The organism is Prosthecobacter sp. (assembly GCF_044232965.1).
Taxonomy (GTDB): Bacteria; Verrucomicrobiota; Verrucomicrobiia; order Verrucomicrobiales; family Verrucomicrobiaceae; genus Prosthecobacter.
The window spans coordinates 60,949-83,553 of sequence record NZ_JBIIKX010000018.1 but is presented as its reverse complement, the minus strand read 5'-3'; the positions used below and the strand labels follow the sequence as shown (position 1 = coordinate 83,553).

The following is a 22,605-nucleotide window of genomic DNA, read 5'->3' as shown; positions in this document are numbered from 1 at the left end:
ATGTCGTTTTTGAGCAATCAGCGAGTCGAGCAGGCGATTCTCGGCAGCCAAGGGCAGCTTGGAGGCGGAGCCTTTTTCTGCCATCAACTTGCCGCATAGATCGAGATTGAGCTTTGCCGACTCGTCAGTTGATCTCAACGCGAGAACCAGGCTGTATGTCGCAGCAGCCTCGGACAAGTTGTGGGTGGATTGCAAAAGATGTGCTCTGTCGAGCTGGTAGTCGGGGCTGCCCGGACGCAGCTTGACGGCGTAGCCGATCTTTTCCAAATGCCTCGTCGATTTTTCCCTCGCTTAAAAGGATGCGCGATTGAGCAGCAAACAGCGGTGCGGTGCCTCGCAGTTCCGTGAGCGTCAGTTCGGCACGCCGCCCCTCGACCAGAGCTTTGGCGCCAAGGACGCCGCCCACGAGCATCACCAGGGCCGCTCCTGCCGAGGCAGCACGGTGGCGTCTGATGAAAAGCAGGGCCTGAGTCCATGCGCCGGCCTGCTCTGCGGTGGTAGCAAAACCGTTTTGATACGCCTCAATGTCTTCGCTGAACGCGGCAATGCTCTGGTATCGCTGCGCTTTGTCTAATGTGAGCGCCTTCATTGCCACGGCAGAAAGCGCGACAGGAACACGTCCCCCTCTGAGATGAGGCAGAGGCTTGATCAGCCTCGCTGCGACGATGTCACGCTTCGAGTGAGGCTGGCTCCGACCAGTGGTGGCACCAAACGTCGTCGGTGCGGTGATGTCGGCGGTCGAAACCTTCTCAAGCACCTCCCACACGTCCTTGCCCTCCACCGGTGGACGCAGCGTGAGGATGGCATACAGGATGCCGCCGAGGGAGAAGATGTCGGATCGCTCGTCGAGTTCGTTCACTTTGCCCATCGCCTGCTCTGGACTCATATAGTTCGGCGTACCCATGACCGCGCCGTCCATGGTGGCGGTGAGGGAATCGGTGCCCAAGGCGGGGGACTTGCCAAGTCCCGCTTCATTGGCTGGCGGCACTTGGCAAGTGCCGCTCCTTGGATCGCCCAGCACCTTCGCGATGCCCCAGTCCATGACCAGCACCTCACCGAACTCGCCGACCATCACGTTCTCCGGCTTCAAGTCACGGTGGATGATGTGGTTGGCATGCGCAAAGGCCAGTGCGTCGCACACTTTGCGGAAGATCGTCAGCAGTCGGTCCAGCGTGTAGTGCTCCAGTGACTCTTGGTTCTCCTGGCGCAGATCATCTAGGATGTGCTGAAGCGTGCGTCCCTTCACCAGCTTCATGGTGTAGTAGAGCGCCCCCTGGCTGTCGCGTCCGAGATCGTGGATGGGAACAATGTTGGGATGCTCCAGTTTTCCCAGCACCGCCGCCTCCTGAACGAAGCGGCGCGCCTGCTCGCTGCTGGCATGTGGGTCGAGCATGACCTTTACTGCGATGGTGCGGCCGAGCTTGCAGTCCTCCCCTTCCAATATCGCGCCCATGCCGCCTTTGGCGATCTGCCGACCGAACACAAAGGGCACGGAGGAATCGGGATTTGCGCCCATCACCGCCACTTCGGGCAGCGGAGCCGCCACTGGCTTCGCGACGGCGATGGTTTGCAAATTGTCGCCCATTGACAAGCCTGGGGCATTGATAGAAGGCGTGGGCTCAGTCATAGGCACTGCGAGAACGGACCGATTCTGACATGGGGAGATACTTTGGCAATGAGAGGAACGGCCGAGCCCACCTCACTGCTCCAGTCTCTTGGCGTCGTATTCCTTCCAAAACTCCGCGGCGGTCTTGTCGGGCCGGTAGCTGTCGATCGGGTCAGGCTCGTAACTCAGACGTCTGAGCTGGGGCAGGCTGCGGAGGAACTCAATGTCTTTGGCGTTTGGCGGGAGCGTCAGGGCGGTCAGTTTCCGGCAATCTGCGAGAGGCGTGAGGTCGGTGATCTTCGTGCAACCTGCCAGCCCCAGCATGGTGAGCGGCATCCCGCGCAGTGGAGCCAGACTGGTCACCGGGGTCGAGTTAAGACGTAGTTGCTGGATTGGCAGCTTTGCGAGAGGCTTTAGATCGGTCACGGCTGTGGAGGAAAGGTCCAGTTTGCTGACGGGTGGTGCCAGTTGAAGGACCGACACATCGCTGAGGTTCTTCACCCTGCCGAGAGACACCGACCATGTGCCATCCTGTTCCTTCTGGAGGTCGGGGGGCTTCAAGCCGCCGTCATAAAGCCGGGCCACCCGCGGGTCGGTGGCGTGATCTGCCCAGAATGGTTTTGCGATGGTCTTGAAGAGTTCGGGCAGGATGGCATTGGCTTTTGCCGTGTCACCCATTGCCTTATAGGAATTCGCCAGCGTGCTCGCCGCATCGACGGTGTTGCGGTTCTTCAGACCAAACAGATTGCAGCTAAGCGTCACTGCCTCCTCTTGCAGTTTGATCGCCTCCTCCCTCCGCCCAAATTCCAGGAGGATCTTGCCCATATTGTTCATGGCAAAGAGCGTGTCGGGATGGTCCGAGCCGAGCACCTTGCGACGCAGCGCCAGCACCTCTTGGCGCATCTTGAGCCCCTCCGCCCCGTTGGTTTTGACCGAGAGGTAAAACATGGTCATCAGCGTATCGGGGTGTTCGGGGCCGAGCACCTTGCGACGCAGCGGCAGCAAGTCTGCAAGCATCTTGCGGGTATCCCCCGGATGGCCGAGCGATGGATCCCAAAAGCCTGCAGGGGTGAGCGCCAGGTAGTGCATGGTCATGAGCGTGTCGGGGTGTTCGGGGCCGAGCACCTTGCGGCGCAGCGCCAGCACCTCCTCAAACAAATGGAAGCCCTCCTTCCGAAGACCATTTCTCTGATAAACATCGGCGAGGAAATGCATGGTCGTGAGCGTATCGGGATGCTCCGCACCCAAAACCTTGCGGCGCGATGCGAGCACTTCTTCAAGCATGGCGATCGCCTTCTTCCCGAGATCTGCCTTGTGGTAGGAGAAGGCAAGGTAATGCATCGTGTTCAGCGTGTCGGGATGCTCCGGGCCGAGCACCTTGCGGCGCAGCGCCAGCACCGCTTCGCGCATTTTGAGAGCTTCATCAAAGTGTCCGGAGTGGTAGGTGGACTGCGCGAGGTTGTTCATCGCTGAGAGTGCGTTGGGGTCCTCCTGACCACGGTTAGCGACGTAGTGATCAAGCACTTCCTTCTGCAGCGGGATAGCCTCCCGATAGAGGCCGAGCGCTGCGTAAGTCCCAGCCAGCGTAGCTTGCAGAGCAGCGCGGCGTTCGGGTTGATCCACAAGATCCTTCTCCAGCTTATTGGCAGCGGTATCGAGCGTCTCGGCCACGGTGATGGTGCGTCCGTTGCGCGTCGGGTCCGGGCTTTGGAAGACCTCAGTGAGGAAAGTGGAGATGGCCTCGGCGTCCTGGCGTGCCTGATCCTTCGCGTCGCGCTGGGCGGCCACTTCGACCAGCGTGTCAGTGGCGCGCTTCTCCGCCTGCGTCGCGCGTTTTTCCTTCGCTTGCAGATGAAGCACAAACCACACGCCGAGCGCGGTGATGAGCAGCCAAGCAGCCGCTGCGGTGGTGAAGATGCCTTTGTTGCGCTTGATGAGGAGCGCGAGCTGCTTCGTCAGCCCCGCATTCTCCGCACTGGTGGCAAACCCGCCCTGAAACTTCTCAATGTCTGCGCTGAAGGCGGCGATGTTTTGGTAGCGCTTCGCCTTGTCCAGAGTCAGAGCCTTCATCGCCACGGCTGACAAGGCATTCGGCACACGACCACCGGTAACATGCGGCAGCGGCGTCATCTTCTTGGCCTCCAGCACGGCACCTTTCGCGCTTCGTTTGCCTTGGCTTGTGGTGGCTCCAAACATCGTTGGCGCGGTGATGTTCCCCGTCTGGACCTTCTCCAGCACCTCCCATACATCCCTGCCTTCCACCGGTGGCCGCAGCGTAAGGATGGCATAAAGAATACCACCAAGGGAAAAGATGTCCGAGCGTGCATCCATCTCGTTGACCTTCCCCATCGCCTGCTCGGGACTCATGTAATTCGGCGTGCCCATCACCGCGCCGTCCATCGTGGCAGTGAGGGAGGCGGTAGAGGAGCGCGGAGACTCTTCTCTGCTGATTGGATCGGGATCAAAGCGCACAGGAGTGTCCGCTCTCCCGTCCAAAATCTTCGCGATACCCCAGTCCATGACGAGCACCTCACCGAACTCACCCACCATGATATTCTCCGGCTTCAAATCGCGGTGGATGATGTTGCTGGCATGCGCGAAGGCCAGCGCGTCGCACACTTTACGGAAGATCGTGAGCAAGCGGTCGAGCGTGTAGTGCTCCAGCGCCTCTTTGTTCTCACGCCGCAGATCATCGAGGATGTCCTGCAACGTGCGGCCCTTCACCAGCTTCATGGTGTAGTAGAGCGCGCCTTCGCTGTCGCGTCCGAGGTCGTAAACCGGCACGATGTTCGGATGCGCCAGCTTCCCCAGCACGGCGGCCTCCTGCACGAAGCGCCGCGCTTGGTCGTCGCTGGCATTGGCATCGAGCATGACCTTCACCGCGATGGCGCGGCCGAGTTTGCAGTCCTCCCCCTCCAGAATCGCGCCCATGCCGCCCTTGGCGATCTGCCTGCCAAACACAAAGGGAATAGCCGAGTCAGGATTCGCGCCCATCATCGTGACCTCGGAAGGTGGAGCCGCCACCGGCTTCGCCACGGCGATGGTCTGCATGCCATCGGGCATCACCACAGGCGAAGCAGATGTGACGCGGAGAGTTGCCAGATCGTCCGGGATGGCTGCGTCAGAATCTGCGGGAGGATCGTCGGATGCAAAGTTCATCGGCGGGCGGAAGGTGGAGCGTCGCTCTGCTTTGGCAATGAGATTGACGAAACCAGAGAAAGTTCGAAGCGTATACCAAACATGCGTATAGGCATCACAGGAGCGACTGGGTTTATTGGCAGGCATCTTGGCCTACTGGCGCGAGACAGCGGGCATGATGTGATCGCTTACACGCGTCAGGCGGGTTCGTTTGTCCTGATCTCGAAAGAGACGCTGTATCAGTCTGGAAATGTGCCGCACGCGCTGCCTGAGACGAATCTTGACGCCTTGGTTCATCTTTCAGGCGAGTCACTGATGGGCCTGTGGACAGCGGAGAAGCGGAAACGCATCTGGCAAAGCCGAGTGGATTTTACGGCGGCGCTCGTAGCGCATCTGGCGACGTGGAAGCCGGAGAACCGGCCCAAGGTTCTGGTTTGTGCCTCAGGTGCCGGATTTTATGGTGATAGCGGTGATGAGCCAGTGGATGAAGATTCGTCGCGTGGAGAGGGCTTTTTGGCGGATGTCTGCGTTGGCTGGGAAAGGGCCGCCCTGAGCGCTGAAACGCTGGGCATGCGTGTGGTGCTGCTGCGCTCGGGCATGGTACTGGGGCCTACGGGCGGGGCGTTTCCGCTGTTGAAGCGTGTGTTTGGCCTTGGACTCGGCGGCAGGCTCGGATCGGGCAAGCAGTGGATGGCGTGGATCCACGTCGAGGATGCGGTGCGGATCATTTTGAAGGCGATTGAGACCGAGACGGTGAGAGGCCCGGTGAACCTGTGCGCACCAGGGGCGGTGACGAACGCGGAGTTCACCGCCAAACTGGCCGCCGCGCTGAAACGCCCGGCTTTTTTCCATGCGCCCGCCTTCGTGCTCAAGCTGCTGCTGCGCGGCATGGCGGAGGAGATGCTGCTGGGCGGGCAGCGCGTGATTCCTCGCGTTGCGACAGAGATAGGCTACGGTTTTGAGCATCCGACACTCGCTGGCGCGTTCAAGGCGCTGGTCTGAGGTTTGCAATGGTGCGCCGTGGTTGGCGATTGTTTCAAACCACTGCAAACGATTGCCAACCACAGCCAACCATCGCAAACTCCCACCATGGCTTCCCAGCAGACCACCATCGGCATCATCTACGATTACGACCAGACGCTCAGCCCGACTTACATGCAGGATGAGACGCTGTTCCCGCACTTCGGGATCAATCCGGGGCAGTTCTGGAAACGCAGCCGCGAACTGGTCGATACCGAAGGCTACGATGGTGAGCTGGCCTATCTGAAGTGCATGCTGGACTACCTGGACATGGACCGGCCTACGAATGAGGACTTGCGGAAGCTGGGTGAGAAACTGTGCTTTTACAAAGGGGTCCCTGAGCTGTTCGGGGAGCTGAATGCCGTGCTCAATGACCAGCACCGCCTGCTTGGTGTGAAGATCGAGCACTACATCGTCTCCAGTGGCCTGAAGGCGTTGATCGATGGATCAGCGCTCGCGCCGCACATCAAGCGCATCTTCGGCTGCGAGTTCGGCGAGGACAAAAACGGCCGCATCACCTTCCCGAAGCGCGTGATCAGCCACACGACGAAGACGCAGTACATTTTCCGCATCAACAAAGGCATGCTGGAGCCGCACGAGGACGTGAACGATCACATGGCACCGGAGCTACGACCGATCCCGTTCCAACATATGATTTATGTGGGCGACGGCCCGACAGACGTGCCCTGCTTCACGCTCATGAAGCGCTACGGCGGGCATGCCGTGGCAGTGTACAATCCTGACGAGCCAAGCCGCAGCAGCTTCCGCAAATGCTATCAGCTCACCGGTATCGCCGACCGGGTCAAACACATCGCGCCGGCCGATTACCGCCCCGGCAGCCACCTGCGCTTGCTGCTGGAGGAAATGGTCCTCGAAATCGCCGACGGCATCGTGCGCAAGAAGCGCCAGGAGATTGAGGACGGAACGGTGTCAGCGCCGCATTTTTGAGATCAACACACAGCGATGCCGCGAGAACGCATGTCGTGGAACCATTCGACGTATTTTGGTACGCCTTGGGCGATGGAGGTGGTGGGCTTGAAGCCGATGAGGGCTTTCGCCTTGCTCACATCAGCGGAGGTGATGGGCACGTCACCGGGCTGCTCGGGGAGCTGGTTGATGGTGGCTTTTTTGCCAAGCGCCTGCTCGATGGTGGCAATGAGATCGTTGAGCGAGACGTTCTGGGAGCCGCCGAGGTTGAAGATGTCGCAGATCGGGCCGGTGCGGTAGTTCAACGCGCCGATGATGCCGTCCACGATGTCGTCGATGTAGGTGTAGTCGCGCCGGGTAGTGCCATCGCCGAATTTGTCGATGGGTTTGCCATCCTCAATCAATCGGGTGAATTTGGAAATGGCCAGATCAGGGCGCTGGCCCGGGCCATACACGGTGAAGAAGCGCAGGGAGACCGTCTTGATGCCGTAGAGATGGCTGTAGTTCGAGCACATCTGCTCACCGGCCATTTTGGTCATCGCGTATGGGCTGATGGTTTGCAAAATGGGATCGGTCTCGGCGAAGGGCACTTTTTTGTTCACCCCATAGACGGAGGAGCTGCTGGCAGAGACAAAGTGCTTCACACCGGTGCGGCGGGCGGCTTCGAGGAGGTGGAAGGTGCCCTTGATGTTCGTGTCGATGTAGAGCTCCGGCTGCTCAATGGAGGGGCGCACGCCGGCCCGGGCGGCAAGGTGGATGACGGCGTCAAAACGACCCACGTCGAAGACTTCGGCCACGAACAGCGGGTCGGTGATGTCGCCCTCGCGGAATTTGATCTTGGAGCCAAGCGCCTTGAGGTTTTCGCGCTTGATGGCGGGGTTGTAGTAGTCGTTGAGGCTGTCGAGGATGGTGACCTGGCCCGCGTCGTCACGGAGCAGGCGTTGGACAGTGTGGGAGCCGATAAATCCAGCCCCTCCAGTGACGAGAATGTTCATGAGGCGGGGATTTACAGGCAGGGGCAGGACAAATGCAAGACGTGAGGAGAAAGGGATTGACGCATAGCCCAGGATTTCGCTAAATGGGCGGAATTCACGGAGATATTTTCACACCTAGATCATGAGCGAACCCGAAAACACGCCAACGCCGCCGCCAGCCACGACTCCGAAGACCGCCGCCGTGCCGCTGAAGAAGGAAACCGTTCGCATCACTCTGCGTGGACGTCCGGGTGCTGGTGTGACCCAGCCGCGTGAGGCGACCTCTCCGATTTCGCCATCCACTGGCAGCGTTCCGGCCTCGCTCAACACCACCTCCGTGGTGCCGACGATGGCGAAGAAGGCCACGGCACCGATTCAACTGCCCTCGGCTCCACTGCCGCCGCCAGCCCCCAAAAGCAGCACCTCCCCGGTGAAACTCCCGGCTCCCCCTTTGTCGCCGCCTTCGAAAAGGACGACCTCGGCCATTCCTGTGTCGGCTTCCCCCCCGCCTGCGGCCCCCCCTCCATCCAGTCCGATGCCGCCTCCTGCGCGAGCAGGGGCGCCGACTGCTCCTCCGATCGCCAAGCCTCCTGGAGCGCCGACAGCACCTCGCCCGGCGGCACCTCCGATGGCCGGGCTTCCTGCGGCAACTCGTCCTCTGGCACAAAATCCCGCATCCCCGCCGGCACCTCGTGTTGAAGCTGGCGCACCCACTGTGCCACTGCAAAAAGGTGCTCCGCCTCGCCCACCAGGCAGCGGTACAGGCCCGATGGCTGGCACTGCCCCTCTGCCAAAAGCGACCGTGAAGCTTGCCCCTACCCAGGTGATGCAGCGTCCGTCGATCTCAGCGCCGCCCAGCGCTCCGGTGAAACGCAGCGCCGCGGCTGATGCTGAGCAGTTCTATGAAGAAAAAGACCCAGAGGCGGGACTTGTGCCTCTTTCGGTGATTTGTTTCGTTCTTTCGGCCATCCTGATGGCGGTTCAGATGTTTGGTGCCGATGCGGTCAAGGATGATCCCAGCGGCACTTCTCCCATCATGGTGCCGTCTGCAGCTGCCCAGAGCTGGGAGAGCCGTAGCATCGTCACAGGCGTTTGGACCAACAAGTTCAAAGACACACTGCTGCCAATTCCCTAAAACGGCACCGTCCGACGACTGGATTTCACCCCACTCCCTATCATGCCTCTTGCCTGGTTAGTTTTTCTCCTCGCTGTTGCCACTCTGGCGCTCAATTTCCTTGCCAAAAGCGGAGGTGGAATGTGAGCAAGACTAGATCCTCTTCCGTGGAAGGCGATTCAAAGGACTTGGCCGTTTAATAACTGCTGAGCAGACTCTTGTTTGTGAGCAGTCTCGAAGCTTTCTCAGCCCGCCTTGACATAGCGTTATACACGGCACCCTTGAGCCGAGCCAAACGCAGCGAAGAAAATCCCTGGTAACTCAATCACCGGCAACCGCTCTCGAGCACATAGCGCATAGTGTCGAAAGAAACCTTCGCTGCATCGGGATCACGCCAATGTCCACTACCGCATTTGGAATCCGTTGGGTAAATGAGCGCTGCCGCTGCACGGCCACCATCCTGCCTCACTTATGTCGGTGTTGCAGCCTGCTGGCTGATAGCTACTCTTTACCTTAGTCAGTTCGTTTTCATTAGCCATATTCTTTGCCAGATAGTCTCTTAAGGGCACCTCTGGAAACCTCATTTCCCCAGGAGCGGCTTTCATTGGGCTGATTGATGAGCCAAGTAAAGGGGCATGAAACGTTATCGCAAGACCGAACGAGGAGGAGGGCTTTTCAGCGCCATTGAGCATGAGCAGGCCGTCGCCGTCAAAAACGCCGGCATCCTCAAGCTGCGCGAGGTCATCCCCTGGGAGAACTTCCGCCCGCTGCTCGAAGAACTCACCGGCTACGCCACGCGCGACTGGAAGAAGGGCGGCAAGCCGCCCTTCGACCCCGTACTCATGTTCAAAGTCCTCGTGCTACAGAGGGTCCACGGTCTGAGCGACGACGCCACCGAGGAGCAGATCTTCGACCGCACGAGCTTTAAAAGCTTCCTCGGCCTGCGCATCGGCGACGACATCCCCGATGCCAAGACGCTGTGGGACTTCAAGCAGCGCATCGAAGAAGGCGGGCGTGAAGGCAGCCGCAAGCTCTTCGAAGCCTTCGGCCAGATGCTTGAAGGCAAAGGCATCATCGCCCGCGAAGGCAGCATCATCGACGCCAGCTTCACCGAAGCCCCGCGCCAGCGCAACGAGCGCGAGCAGAACCAGCGCATCAAGCAAGGCGAGCGTCCCGAAGAGTTTGATGCCAACCCCGCCGTGGGCCGCCAGAAAGACAGCGAGGCACGCTGGACGAAGAAGAACAACGAAGCTCACTACGGCTGGAAGAACCATGTGAAAGCCGACTTGAAAACCAAGCTCATCCTCAAGTCCAAGACCACGCCCGCCAGCGTGAATGACAGCCAGGTGTTCGAGGAGCTGCTCGACGACAAAGACCAAGCCGTGCTGGCAGACTCAGCCTACCACAGCGCCGAGCACGAGGCGCACCTGATCAAGCTCAACGCGCAGGAGTTCCTCATGCGCAAAGCCACGCGCGGCCATCCGTTGAGTGAGACCGAACAACAGACCAACCACACCATCAGCCGGATGCGCGTGAGGGTGGAGCACATCTTCGCGCGCATGGCGCAAATGGGAGCCGACCTGTGTCGAAGCATCGGACTGAAGCGGGCCACACAGCACAACCACCTCAGCAACCTGGTCTACAACATGGACCGCTATGCCTGCCTGGCTCGTTGAGAGGAGCACAGCGCCCCAAAGGGCAGAAAGGAAGGTGAAACGAGCGCGACAAGTCACCCAAAAGCCAGATGGCGACACCGCACGCCCTTCATCTCACGCTGAATAAGGCGGACTGGAGCCACTTTTCACCTGCATCCGTGCCGCCTGAAAATTCACCCCCTATCCAGAGGTGCCCTTAATTCTAGCCGTCAATAATCCAGCTTTGCCTCATAGGACAGGGTGATGAATGGTGGCTCAAATCTGCCTGAGATCAGGCGAGGTTATCTCGTGCCACCAGCCCCAGTCGGATTCGGGTCGATGTTGAAGTCGAAGTTGAGTTTCGGAAAATCCTTGAGCGTGAGAGTGAGAAGGAGACCCACATCACTGACACCGTTGCGATTATCACGAGCCATGATCCCAAAAGAGGCTGTCCAACTGCTGATATCTCGCGTCAGACTGTAGCTTTGGAATTCCAACGTGCCATCGTCTGCCTCGAAGATATGAGCCATGGTAAACCCATAGTTTTCTGTCAGACGGGTGATAAGGCGGGTATATAGACGACTACTGTTTTGGAAGAACGGATGATCTGATATGTACTGATGCCCAAAGTCCACTGAAACGTTTTTACTGGGCATCCAGGTGATGAAATTGTTCAGTTCTGTGAAATTGCCAATTCCACTTGAGATGGGAATTTGCCATTGTGAACTTACCCCCCCCCATGGAACCGGGCGCCAGAAAATGTCATTGTAAAGATTGGATATGTCGCGTCCAAACTCGGGATCCTTTGCAAACACATCGACATAAGTGTTCATGCCAGCCCAAGCGTAGCTTAAGGATGAGTCGTGATCTGATGAATCTATAAATCCCCCATTACCGTTGGTGCTGATATAATCGCGTTTGGTTTGAAGAACGTTGCGGAAACCGATGCGTGCCACGTTCCAAGAACGCAGGCTGTCAACAGCGGTGAAAAATGGCACATCAATGGACCGTGGCCGCGTGGTCGGAGAGGAAATACGATCTATGGCCGGCAGCCCCGCGTCTTGTTTTGCGTCAAGATAAGAAAAGTTGACGTAAGGCTGGAAAATATGGCGAATGCCATCCAATCCCCAAGTCTTGGAACGCACTTCGCTCCACGAGCGGGTCAGTTTAAAGGATAAGTCCAAACCCAGATGGAAAATCCCGCGTGTGAAGCTCTGCAACCCCGTGATGCTACCGTCAATGCTACCATAGCTGGTCATCCCGGCCCCAATACGCGGGGTGACATTCAACCAGCCCAAATATGTCTTCGGATACAGCAGCTCGTGATAGGTATGAAAACGTGCAAAATCCGGCTCTTGCAGGCGACTAGTGATAACTCCCAAGCCTGTGGAAATGTTCGCAGCCGTGAGTGATGAATCTCTTGGGAGCCCCGCCAGACTTCTATATGACGAGGGGGCGGTGCCAAGAGGATCATTCATCACCGCCGCCAGGTTGGGACCGACTCCCAGAGCACCCAGTCGCCGCAGCTCTGCTTCTTCCTGATTGCCGACCACTTCGTTGTAAAGACCTGCGGAAATACTGCCTTGATGATAGACGCCAGTCCCCCAAAGAGGGCGGCGTGTGAAATCGACGGAGATTTCAGGCAGACGCGTGGTGGTACGGTAAAAATTATTGGCCTTGAATTTGGCCATCAAGGTGGCCACATAAGCTTCGTTGGTGTGAATCAGAGAGACATGGTTGTCAGGCTCACGATCCGTGCGGAAGTCGTTGAAGAAGTAGTCCTCATAGAAGTGATAATCACTGATTCTGTTGATGTCGAAATCCAGATACCATGTACTCACATCAGGGCCTGGGAGGTAAACGCGGTGCTGGAAATTGATGCGGAAGCGATTCTCGGGGACGGGGAAACGTGTGGTTCCCGCCATGTTCGTCCCTCCATTTGTATCTTTTGCGGCGTAGATTTTGAGCGTGCCAAAATTTTGCTCATTAGACTTGTGGCGAAGAGAGATCAAATCCACACCGCCAGCGATGCCGCGCTGGCTGCGCAGATCTATTTTGTACCTAGCCATGGTGTGATCGCCATGCAGCACGGTGTAACGCGTCAACAAGTAAGCCCCCCACCGGCTCTGGTAGCCCGGCGAGAAGGTCAGTCCGTTCTCCTGCAATGATTGCGTATAGCGAGGCAGCCAGAGAAACGGGGTATCTCCGCCATAAATCTTAATGTTGCGCATGACCACATGATCACCCGGGTAGGCGGTCATTTCCTTCGCTCCGATGTGGAAATTGGGATTCTGCACATCGTGCGAGGTGAAGTTTACCACCTTCGCGTCAATCTGGTTTTCGAGTTTGCCTTTGGATTGAAACTCCTCCGCCTTGTAGATCATCATGCTGGGGCCGGCCACCATGCCAGAGATCACGTTTTGCCCCGACATCTCGCCGGAAACCGAGTTGTAGGTGATGGAATCCCCCCGGTAGATCGTGCCGGCTTTCCAAATCGTCACGCCATCTTGGGCCACCACCTCGCCGGTCGTTTGGTTGTAGCGCGCGCTGCCACAGCGGATTTCGACATCTCCGTACACGATGTTCACATCTCCGGTCACGGTTACAATGCCTGTCTCGGGGTCCATGGTCGTTGCCAGCCCTCGGATGTTTAGGTCGCTGGTGAGGCTGTCGAGAAGCCCCTGCCCCCTCGCTGAACCAGCTGCCGCCAGAACACACAAAAGAGCCGCCACACAGATTCGAAGAAAGTTCATGGTACGAGGGGGAAATGACCCGGTAGGGCGGGCTTTAAAAATCCGCCTTTCATAGGCCACCGCCGTCCCGGTGACAAGAAAAAGACCGGCTTTTTTTCACGCCTCTCGCTTCAATCATCCTCACGTCCGGGACGCACAGGGCAGACCCCTTTTTTGCTGGCTGCGCGCACGAAATCCAACAGACGCAGAGCCTTCTCAGGCCATTCCCGCGCTTTAGCCTGCTCCGTCGCTTGTGAGAGGTTCAAGCCTTCGCAAAACAGCAGTTGGAAGAGCTCCTTGATCGCCCGCCGGTCCTCTGCTGTGAAGCCCTGGCGCTTCAAGCCGATCACGTTCAATCCCGTGATGCGGTTGATGCGCTGCGCTGCGCAGTAATGCGGGATGTCCTTGCTGAAGCTGCCGTTTCCCTGCACCACGCAGAAATCCCCGATGCGCAGGAACTGGTGAAACACCGCCCCGCCGCCGATGAACGTGCTGTTTCCCACCTGAATGTGTCCCGCCAGCAGCGCCGCGTTGGCGATGATGTTTTTGTCCCCCAGCACCACGTCGTGCGCCAGGTGACAACCTGCCATGAGGTAATTGCCGTCGCCGATCCGAGTCACCCCGCCCGGTTTGCTGCCGCGGTGGATCGTAACATGCTCGCGGATCACGTTGTTCTGGCCCAAGACCACGCTGCTGAGTGTGGCCGGATCAAATCCGAGATCCTGCGGCTCCCCGCCGATTACCGCCGCGCGTCCGATCTTGGTGCCCGCGCCCACCACCACCTCCCCCACGAGCTGCGCATGCGCCTCGATCCGGCAGCACGCGCTCACTTGTGCTGGTCCTTCGATCACCACATATGGCCCGATCTCGGCGGTGGAGTCGATCTGGGCGCGCGGGTCAATCAGGGCGGTCGTGTGAATCATGCAGACGGACCATGAATGCGCCCTTGGACGGGATCAATCGTGACCTTGCTTCAACTCGCGCAAAGTTCCGCTTTGCATGCCGCTGCCTGTTGCCTACTGTCAACACGCCGCGAAACAGCACCTGGAGAGGTGGTCGAGTGGTTTATGGCTCCAGTCTTGAAAACTGGCGTGGGGTAATTCTCACCGTGGGTTCGAATCCCACCCTCTCCGCCACGCTCAAACCACCGGCCAGAACGCCTGGTAGAGCAGGGCTCCCAAAATGCCTCCCATGGCAGGTCCGAGAACAGGAATCCATGCATAGCCCCAGTCAGCGCCGCCTTTGCCTGGAATGGGGAGCACGAAATGGGCGAGACGCGGCCCAAGATCGCGGGCGGGGTTGATGGCGTAGCCGGTGGGGCCGCCGAGGGACAACCCGATCGACCATACCAGCATGCCGACCAGCGCCGGGCCGAAGCCTTTGTCGAAACCGGAGTTCGGCAGGAGATTCGCAGGCGACAGGATTGCCAGCACGCCGAGCACCAGCACGGCGGTGCCGATGATTTCGCAAATCAGATTGCCGACAGTGTGGCGGATCGCCGGAGCGGTGCAGAACACGGCCAGTTTGGCCCCCTGGTCATGGGTTTCCTTCCAATGCGGCAGATAGGCCAGCCAGACGAGCACGCCGCCGAGAAACGCGCCTGCCATCTGTGCGGCGATGTAGCCGGGAACCAGCGCCCATTCGAATTTTCCGATGGCCGCCATACCCAGCGTCACCGCCGGATTCAAGTGGGCACCACTGATGGTGCCGGTGCAGTAAACCGCCACCGCCACCGCGAAACCCCAGCCGGCCGTGATGACAATCCACCCGGCGTTGTGCCCCTTGGTCTGCTTCAGCACCACGTTGGCGACCACCCCATCGCCTAGGAGAACGAGGATCATCGTGCCGAGGAGTTCTGCGAGTGTGGCGGACATGGTGGTGGCTGGATTGGTTGAATTTCCGCGCAGATTATCGGGAAGCCGAATCCAGGGCAAGACGCTTGAATCGGATTGTGGATTGCGGACGACGTTTTGCGGCATAAATCGAAGTGTTCATGCAAACCTCCTTCATCTCCACGCTCGATGCCCTGCCACAGCGCAAATCGCCGCTAATGGAGCGGTTTGCGGCGTTGCTGGAGCCGAAGGGGCCGGCGCAGATCGAGGCGATGGCGAAGGAGTCGCGAATGATCACGCGGCGGAACTTTGGGCGCACGATGCGGCTGTTTGCGCCGCTGTATGTCTCGAACGAATGCGTGAACAACTGCAGCTACTGCGGCTTTTCGCGGGACAACAATGCAATCCTGCGTGTGACGCTCACGGTGGATCAAGTCGTGGCCGAGGCGAAGCATCTCGTGGCACAGGGCTTTCGGAACATCCTGCTCGTGGCGGGCGAGCACCCGCGCTTTGTGAGCGATGGTTACTTGGAGGAGTGCATCCGGGCGCTGCGTGATTTAGTGCCGACGATTGGCATCGAAGTCGGGCCGATGGAGGCACCGGAGTATGAGCGCATGGTCAAGGTGGGCGCGGAGGGGCTCGTGGTGTATCAGGAGACGTATGATCGCGGCATTTATGCGGAAATGCACACGGCGGGACCGAAGAAGGACTTTGATTGGCGACTGGCGTGCCCGGAACGCGGTTACGAGGGCGGATTCCGCCGCATCGGCATCGGCGCACTGTTCGGGCTGAGCGACTGGCGTCTCGAAGCACTTCGACTCGCGGCGCATTTGGAACATCTCTACAAGCATTGCTGGAAATCGACCTTCACCGTGGCGTTTCCGCGGCTGCGGCCGGCGGCGGGTGGATTCACGCCGATGACGGATTTCCCCGACTGGGCGCTGGTGCAGACGATCTGTGCGTTCCGCCTCACGTTCCCGGAAGTGGGCATCATTTTGAGCACGCGAGAGTCCGCGCCGTTGCGCGATGCACTGGCACCGCTGGGCATCACGGTGATGAGCGCGGGCAGTCACACCGAACCGGGAGGTTACACCGGCGCTGGAAACGACGATCTGCACCTCACCGTGCGCGGCAAACGCGTCGAAGTGGAGACGAAGGCCGAGACGAATCGTGCGGAAGGCCAGTTCGGCATCGCGGATCAGCGTTCGGCCCACAGCGTGGCCGAGATGCTGCGTCAGAGCGGTCTTGATCCTGTGTGGAAGGACTGGGATCCGTCGATCCTCGCAACAATGGTGGCCTGAGACATTTTCAATCGCCCTGAACAGTCATGAAGATCACTTTGAATGGAGAGACACGTGAGTTTGAAGCCTCACAGACGGTAAAATCGCTGCTGGCAGCCGTCGGACTGGCCGGAAAGCCGGTGGTGGTGGAGCAGAATCAAGCCGCACTGCTGCCGCGTGAGATTGAGACGGCCACGGTGAGTGACGGCGACGTGATCGAGATCGTGCAGATCACGGCGGGCGGGTAGCCGGGCGGCGGAGAGACGGTCTCGTAGTAGTGCTGATTGGCTCGCTTCATGGCTGCGCACAAGAGGGGGCTCAAGCACAGGAGTCGTGCATGCCGTGGCAAGGAGTAATGCCAGTTTACCGTCACTTCACAAACATCGGATCATCCGGGTTCCCTTTGCTGAGCAGGTAGGCCATCAGATCGAGAATGTCGTCCTCCTTGAGCATGAACATCAGACCGGGCGGCATCATGCTGACTTTGCTCTCCTCGGTCTTCACCACGTCGCGGGCATCCACATTGGTGAAGTTGTTCGGGTCCATCATGTTGGTGCAGACCATCATGATGTTCTCCTTCATGTTGGCGATGCGGCCGATGACGGTGCTGCCATCCTTCTTGGTGAAGACCGTGCTGCCGTACTGATCACTGATCTCCTTGCTGGGTTCCAGGATGTGCTCCAGTAAATCACGCGGGCTGTACTTGCCGGCCACGCTGGTCAGATCAGGACCAATGGCACCGCCTTCGTTCTGGAAGCGGTGGCAGGCGAAGCAGGTGGCCGCGCCGAACATGTTACGACCGTTTTGGAAGTTGCGGTTGCCTTCCAGGCCGACGCCGAGGGACTTTTCGAGATCGGCGAGCGTCCAGGCTTTGACGAAGTTCATCGGCTTGGTGGTGAAACTCGGCGCTTTAATCTCCGGCTTGGCATCCAGCACGTCTTTGATGGCGAGTTTTTCTTCTTCGCTCATCGTCTTGAGTGCGTCGGCTTTGATTTCGCCGATGAAGAGGTCAAACGACGCGCCCCCCTTGTAATTCGCGGCGCGCAGGAACCAGCGGAAGTAATCGGCGCGGAGTTCCTTCGTCCAACCGGACTTCGCGAAGCGCAGGATGCGGGCGTAGTCGATCTGCTCCTCCTGCGTGGGCGAGTCGTTCACCAATGGTGCCGCTTTGGCGACGATGCCGACATCGTCGAGATACACGAGCAGTTCGGTGAGATCACGATTCAGCCCCGTGTCGCTTGTGGGAAAGAGTGGATTGAGTTTCTCGATCAATTCAGCCTTCGTCGCCGCGTCCGGCTCTCCGAGGCGGGTGAAGACGAGCATGTAGTCGCGAATGAGCGTCACGCGGTCGATGCCCTTGAGCGATTTGAAGTCGATCTTGTTCAGCGCGGCCAGAATCGGCTGCTGAAGCGATTTGTCCCCACCGCTGCTGCGAGCGAGGGCCATGAGCGCGGTCAACGCGGCACGCGGATTGGTTTCGGAGAGGGCTTTGTCCTTCCACGAAGCCACCGGCTGATGCTCTAACGCGATGCGAGCGGCGAAACGGAGATGGCGGTCAGAGGAAGAGAGGTGGGGCCAGGCGTCTTCGACGGAGGTGCCGGGCTTTTCGAGAGCTTCACGAGCTTTGGCGAGGTCAGACAGGTCCGACTTATCCGATGTGTCGGACTTTTCCGAGCCGGTGTAAGTCACCCGATACAACCCCGACTGCACCTTGCGGCCACCAACGCTCACATACATGGCTCCATCCTTCTTCGAGACCTCGATATCTGTCAGTGGCAGCGGTGCGGCGCTCATGAATTCTTCGGCGGTGCCAGTGTAGCCCGCGCCATTCGGATTGAGATGCACTGCATACATCTTGCCGTAGCTCCAGTCGCAGATGTAGAGCGCGTCTTGGAACTTGGCGGGAAATTTGGCTCCATAACCAAACGCGACGCCGGTGGGCGAGCCGGGGCCGATGTCCACCACGGCAGGCAGGCTGTCCTCCCAGCGTGCGGGCCATTTCTTGCTGCAAGTGCGCCAACCGAACTCGCCGCCGCTTTGCATGAAGCACACACGCGTGGGGCGATACCACGGCATGCCGGTGTCCCATTCCATGTCGGCATCAAAGCCGAAGATGTCGCCACTGCGGTTGATGGCGATGTCGTAGGTGTTGCGGGTACCGGTGTTGATGAGTTCCCATTTTTTGCCGTCGAGATCGGTCTTCGCCAGCCAGCCGCCGGGCGCGAGCACGTCACGCATGAAGCCGCGTCCGAGGATCATCGGGAAAAGCTGGTCTTCAGCCCAGTGACGCGGCACGCGGCTGGTTTCGCAGCTCGGTTCCGGTGTTTGGTTACCACACATCACATAGAGACTCTTGCCATCGGGTCCGATCACCACGCCGTGCGGTCCATGCTCGCCTGCTTTGCCGGGGAAGGAGCGGAGAAGCTCCACAGCGTCGAATTGATCGTCATCATTGGTGTCCTTGCAGCGGTAGAGTCCCCTGCCCTGATACGCGTCGTCATTCACCACACCGTAAAGTGCTCCGGCATGATACAGCAGGCCCTGGCAGTGGCCGAAGTCGATGCTGAGCTTCTCGATCTTTGTCTCGCCGGGACTTCCGCCAATCGCAGGCGGCGTGATGCGATACAACGCGCCGTATTGATCGCTGCAAATGAGGCGGCCCTTGTCATCCTGCGTCATGGAAACCCAGGAACCTTCCTGCTCCTTCGGCACGGAGTAGAGCAGCTCGACCTTGAAGCCTTTGGCGACCTTGATCTTGTCCACCGGCGTGGCCTGTGTGGCGATCTGGGCGACACTGGCCGTGGTGGCGAAGAGGAGCGGGATGAGGAGGGATTTCATGGGCGTGAAGATGAGGACGAGAAATGTTTCGTTGCAGGTGGGGCGGGTCAAGGCTTCGCCGTCAAAGGTCAAGGTGGTCAAGTGTCGTGCCTATGACCGTCTTGACCATTGCTTGACTCCTTGACCAAGGTTTGGCTTTCACTTCATCAGCTCGACGACCTTACCTTCAATGGCGGCAGTCCACATCTCGTAGCCTTTGGCGTTGAGGTGGAGCAGGTCGGGCATGATTTCCTTCGGCAGTGTGCCGTCGGGCTGAAGGAAGGTGTTGCCGATGTCCATGTAGGAGACGCGTTTGCCGTCGGCGAAGGCGGAGATGAGGTTGTTGGTGGCGACGTTCTGCTTGCGCATGGCATCGTCTTTCGTCGCGCCGCGTGGGAAGATGCCGAGGAGCAGCACTTTGGTCTCCGGCAGCTTTTTGCCGAGGATGTCGAGGATCATTTTCACGCCCTCGGCGGTCTGCTCGGCGCTGCTGGTGTAAACGACGCCGCCGTGCTCCACAGCGGGGCGGCCCTGATGACCGGTGTTGTTGGTACCAATCATGAGCACGACGAGCTTCGGCTTGAGGCCGTCGAAGTTGCCGTTTTGCAGACGCCAGATGACGTGCTCGGTGCGGTCGCCGCCGATGCCGAAGTTTGCGGCCTTGAGCGGTGCCCAGGTTTTGGCCCAGGCTTCCTTGCCATTGCCTTCCCAGCCTTGCGTGATGGAATCGCCAAGGAAAACCAACTGTGCATCGCCCTGCTTCGAGATCGCATTGAACGACTCGTGACGCTTTACCCAGCCGCCTTCACGCGGTTTTGGGTCGATGGCGAGGTTCTTGGTGGTTTCAGCGAGGCCGGCGGCGGCAACGCACAGCGAGAGGAATGAGATGACGAGTGATTTCATGGTTGGAGGCGCAAAAGGTGAATGACGAATGCGGAATGTCGAATGACGAATGCCCGCAGCACCTCAAAACCAAGCCCCAACCTGAATCAGGGCAGCAGGGCCGCGTTCCAGGGCCAGAGCGGCGTGTAGGTGGCGGATTCCACCCAGCCGCGCACAGGTTCGCCGCTGCTGGGAATTTCGACATAGGTCCATGCGCCGCGTTTTTCGAGCAGGCGCACCTGGCTGCCCGGCGGCAGATCAACCACGCTGCCAGAGGTGACAGTGGCGGCGGTGTAGGCGCTGACTTCACGCGCGGTGACGACCATGACATCCTTCACGCGTGTGTCCGGCTCAGGCCGAACGGCAGCCAAGGTGGCGGAAGGAATGAGCACGAGAAAGCCGACAATGATCAACGCCAAGGCACAGGCCCCGCCGCAAGATTTCCGGCTGCCGGAAAGCACACACCCGAAGACGGCCAGGAGGATAAGCCACACACCGGCGGAGGCGGCGATGATCCAGGTGTTTTTGTTCAGCATCAGGCTCCATTCGGCGAGAGGCGAGTCTTGCTGGAAGCGGAAGAAACGCAGTTTTTCATCGAGATGCCGCAGATTCTGCCGCACCTCGGGGTTGGCGGGCTCGAGCAGTTGCGCACGCTGATACCACAAGGCGGCCCGGCCCAGATCTTCCTGACGGTAACGAGCATGGCCGATGAGCGAGAAGACTGCGGCGCTCAGCGCGGGCGGATCCTTCCGTGTGAGCGACTCACCCAGATACTGCGCCTGGGTGAACTTGCCTTTCTCCAAGGCCTCGCGGGCCTGGCGGTAGATGGTGTCAGGAGATTCATCTGCGGCCACCGCGTTTGCGCTCAGAACAGCCAGCGTGGCGATAACCACCGCCGCACGTTTCAACAACGGCGCGAGCTTGCTCATAATTCGTCCACGCTCGCCGCTGCCAAGCGATTGCGCGGTAGTTGGGGTCGCTGTGAAGCTCTGCGTCTCGTAGCGCTGCAAAATCTGACGCAGTTCCTCGTCCTGCACCTCGCCAGAATGACTGCGGTGAATGAAATGTGCGGCGCGTTGCAGGAAATCACGATCCTCCAGGCCCGGCTGATCCAAACCGCGCCACAGCTGGGTCAGCTCACCCCGCAGGCCGCTGGCGGCCTCCTCACGCTGACGGCGCACCCAGGTGAACAACACGGCCACGAGCACCAAGGCCGCTGGAATGGATTGAATGGCCCAGAAACGGGCGCTGCCGGTCAGCGGCGTGCTGGCGGCGATGTTGGCGGTGTTCAACCATCGTGCCTGCGGCGGCACGACCATGAGGATGTCGCTGATGTTGGGCTTCGGCTGCTGCACGGCCGGCGGCTTGGGTGCCTCACCACCCGCCGTGCCTTCCCCACCTGCGGCGGCCACGACAACTGCGCCGGGCTTGATGCGCAGGGGAATCGGCGCAGTGCTGGCGATGACGTATTTCTTCTGCGTGGGGCTAAAATAGCTCAGCTCAAAGGGCGGGAGCTGCGTGTGCTGTTTCTCCGGAACAAACACCATCGAGTAACCGATGCGGCGCTGCGCGGTGGGCGTGAGATTGGGATCCACCGGGCCATCGACGTTGTAGCGGCGTGGCGGATAGGGTTTCCAGCCGTCGGGAGGCATCAAAGAAGGCGGATTGAGCGCGTCGAAGTTCCCGCTGCCATCAATGGTGATGTCCACGGCGAGAGGATCGCCCACCGAGAGCTCGTTCGGCGTGGCGGTGGCGCTGATGCTGAAATCTCCGACGGCTCCACTGAAATGGGGCGGCTTGCCCTCGGCAGGCAGCGGCAGCACTTTCACCTTCACCTCCTGGCTTTTGACGACCTGTTTTTTGGTCTCGTTGTTCCCCATGACCATGCCAAAGGGCAGGCTGCGGCGCATGCTGCGCGGATCTTCGTCGTAAACCTCAAACAGCAGCTCGCACGACGCGGGGCCGACCTTCAAATCTCCGGCATGCAGCGCGGAGAGCATGCTGCGGTAAGTCACGACGATGTAGCCGACGCCGTTGATCACCGTCTCGGTCTGGTCCGCCTGCTGCGGAAAGCGGGCGATGGCGAAGTCGCTCTTGTTCACCTCAATCAGGCCCACACGGCGCAGCATCACGCTGCGCGGCACAAACAGGCTCGCGCTGATGGGCACCAGCTCGCCCTGGTAGATTTCGGTTTTGCCCACCTCGATCTGGAACAGCGGCGTGCGGGCATCCTCGGGCGATTCGGCGGCTCCAGGCACGGCGGGTGCCTCGGATACTGTGAGGCGAACCTCGTTGGTCTTCAAAACTTCGCCATTCACGAGCACTTCCTGCGGTGGGATGACAAACTCGCCCGGCTCCGTGCCCGCCACGCCCCAGGCGAGCTGAGTGGAGAACACGCGTTCATTGCCGCGAATCTCGATGTTCTGCGAGGTGGAGACACCCGAGTTCATGCCCACCTGCGCGGGCAGACGAAGCTGGGGCAGGCTCTGAACCGTGCCGTTTTGCACGGTGATGACATAAGTGACGACCTGGCCGGTCTGGGCGCGTTCCGGCTGGATGTAGGCGCGCAAGGTGGCCGCGGAGGCGGTGATGCCGGTGAGCAGCACAAGAACGAACCAGCGAAGGCAAAATGTGAAAGAGGCAGGCATG

At 59.6% G+C, this 22,605-nt stretch carries 16 protein-coding genes and 1 tRNA gene; 7 read left to right on the top strand and 10 right to left on the bottom strand.

The genetic code is table 11. The features are described 5' to 3' along the window. Nucleotides 1-124: 124 nt before the first annotated feature. Nucleotides 125-1,546: a serine/threonine-protein kinase gene (locus ACILSI_RS10120; protein ID WP_395721757.1), complete on the bottom strand. Its 1,422-nt coding sequence runs from the start codon at nucleotides 1,544-1,546 to the stop codon at nucleotides 125-127. Nucleotides 1,547-1,699: 153 nt separating this feature from the next. Then, entirely contained in the window at nucleotides 1,700-4,765 is a 3,066-nt protein-coding gene (locus ACILSI_RS10115; protein WP_395721756.1) for a tetratricopeptide repeat protein, read from the bottom strand. 81 nt (nucleotides 4,766-4,846) lie between these two features. Here ACILSI_RS10115 and ACILSI_RS10110 point away from each other — a divergent pair, with 81 nt between their 5' ends. Together ACILSI_RS10110 and ACILSI_RS10105 are read left to right on the top strand one after the other, a co-directional pair. Then, nucleotides 4,847-5,746: a TIGR01777 family oxidoreductase gene (locus tag ACILSI_RS10110; protein ID WP_395721755.1), complete on the top strand. Its 900-nt coding sequence runs from the start codon at nucleotides 4,847-4,849 to the stop codon at nucleotides 5,744-5,746. Nucleotides 5,747-5,833: 87 nt separating this feature from the next. Next, complete coding sequence (locus ACILSI_RS10105; protein WP_395721754.1) at nucleotides 5,834-6,712, top strand: haloacid dehalogenase-like hydrolase; 879 nt, start codon at nucleotides 5,834-5,836, stop codon at nucleotides 6,710-6,712. A 2-nt stretch (nucleotides 6,713-6,714) separates the two neighbouring features. On the opposite strand, the gene ACILSI_RS10100 is transcribed toward ACILSI_RS10105, so the two are convergent. Together ACILSI_RS10100 and ACILSI_RS10095 are read right to left on the bottom strand one after the other, a co-directional pair. Then, nucleotides 6,715-7,686: an SDR family NAD(P)-dependent oxidoreductase gene (locus ACILSI_RS10100; protein WP_395721753.1), complete on the bottom strand. Its 972-nt coding sequence runs from the start codon at nucleotides 7,684-7,686 to the stop codon at nucleotides 6,715-6,717. A 114-nt stretch (nucleotides 7,687-7,800) separates the two neighbouring features. Beyond that, nucleotides 7,801-8,031 carry a hypothetical protein gene (locus ACILSI_RS10095; protein WP_395721752.1) on the bottom strand — a complete coding sequence of 77 codons (231 nt, stop codon included), beginning with the start codon at nucleotides 8,029-8,031 and terminating at the stop codon, nucleotides 7,801-7,803. Nucleotides 8,032-8,530: 499 nt separating this feature from the next. Here ACILSI_RS10095 and ACILSI_RS10090 point away from each other — a divergent pair, with 499 nt between their 5' ends. Beyond that, nucleotides 8,531-8,800 (top strand): hypothetical protein, encoded by a 270-nt coding sequence (locus ACILSI_RS10090; protein WP_395721751.1) that lies wholly within the window; start codon nucleotides 8,531-8,533, stop codon nucleotides 8,798-8,800. 614 nt (nucleotides 8,801-9,414) lie between these two features. Next, nucleotides 9,415-10,455, top strand: coding sequence for an IS5 family transposase (locus ACILSI_RS10085; RefSeq protein ID WP_395721750.1), 1,041 nt, complete (start codon nucleotides 9,415-9,417; stop codon nucleotides 10,453-10,455). Between the two features lie 260 nt (nucleotides 10,456-10,715). Here the strand turns inward: ACILSI_RS10085 and lptD are convergent, their stop codons facing one another. Further along, on the bottom strand, nucleotides 10,716-13,166 hold the full coding sequence (gene lptD / locus ACILSI_RS10080; RefSeq protein WP_395721749.1) for an LPS assembly protein LptD: 2,451 nt from the start codon (nucleotides 13,164-13,166) through the stop codon (nucleotides 10,716-10,718). A gap of 110 nt (nucleotides 13,167-13,276) precedes the next feature. Further along, nucleotides 13,277-14,068, bottom strand: coding sequence for an acyl-ACP--UDP-N-acetylglucosamine O-acyltransferase (gene lpxA, locus ACILSI_RS10075; protein WP_395721748.1), 792 nt, complete (start codon nucleotides 14,066-14,068; stop codon nucleotides 13,277-13,279). 123 nt (nucleotides 14,069-14,191) lie between these two features. Between lpxA and ACILSI_RS10070 the strand changes: the two genes are divergently transcribed. After that, a tRNA-Ser gene (locus ACILSI_RS10070) sits at nucleotides 14,192-14,281 on the top strand. Nucleotides 14,282-14,284: 3 nt separating this feature from the next. Here ACILSI_RS10070 and ACILSI_RS10065 read toward each other — a convergent pair. Beyond that, nucleotides 14,285-15,019, bottom strand: a complete 735-nt coding sequence (locus tag ACILSI_RS10065) for an MIP/aquaporin family protein (protein WP_395721747.1) — start codon at nucleotides 15,017-15,019, stop codon at nucleotides 14,285-14,287. A gap of 119 nt (nucleotides 15,020-15,138) precedes the next feature. On the opposite strand from ACILSI_RS10065, the gene thiH reads away from it, so the two are divergent. Continuing rightward, complete coding sequence (thiH, locus tag ACILSI_RS10060; RefSeq protein ID WP_395721746.1) at nucleotides 15,139-16,278, top strand: 2-iminoacetate synthase ThiH; 1,140 nt, start codon at nucleotides 15,139-15,141, stop codon at nucleotides 16,276-16,278. Between the two features lie 26 nt (nucleotides 16,279-16,304). Further along, nucleotides 16,305-16,505, top strand: coding sequence for a sulfur carrier protein ThiS (thiS, locus tag ACILSI_RS10055; RefSeq protein WP_395721745.1), 201 nt, complete (start codon nucleotides 16,305-16,307; stop codon nucleotides 16,503-16,505). Nucleotides 16,506-16,626: 121 nt separating this feature from the next. Here thiS and ACILSI_RS10050 read toward each other — a convergent pair whose 3' ends face one another. The 3 genes from ACILSI_RS10050 to ACILSI_RS10040 form a co-directional block, all read right to left on the bottom strand. Continuing rightward, on the bottom strand, nucleotides 16,627-19,095 hold the full coding sequence (locus ACILSI_RS10050; protein WP_395721744.1) for a c-type cytochrome: 2,469 nt from the start codon (nucleotides 19,093-19,095) through the stop codon (nucleotides 16,627-16,629). Nucleotides 19,096-19,233: 138 nt separating this feature from the next. Next, the gene (locus tag ACILSI_RS10045; RefSeq protein ID WP_395721743.1) at nucleotides 19,234-19,977 is read right to left on the bottom strand and encodes a platelet-activating factor acetylhydrolase IB subunit; all 744 of its coding nucleotides are present in this window, start codon (nucleotides 19,975-19,977) and stop codon (nucleotides 19,234-19,236) included. 86 nt (nucleotides 19,978-20,063) lie between these two features. Then, on the bottom strand, nucleotides 20,064-22,604 hold the full coding sequence (locus tag ACILSI_RS10040; protein WP_395721742.1) for a BatD family protein: 2,541 nt from the start codon (nucleotides 22,602-22,604) through the stop codon (nucleotides 20,064-20,066). Nucleotide 22,605: the final 1 nt, after the last annotated feature.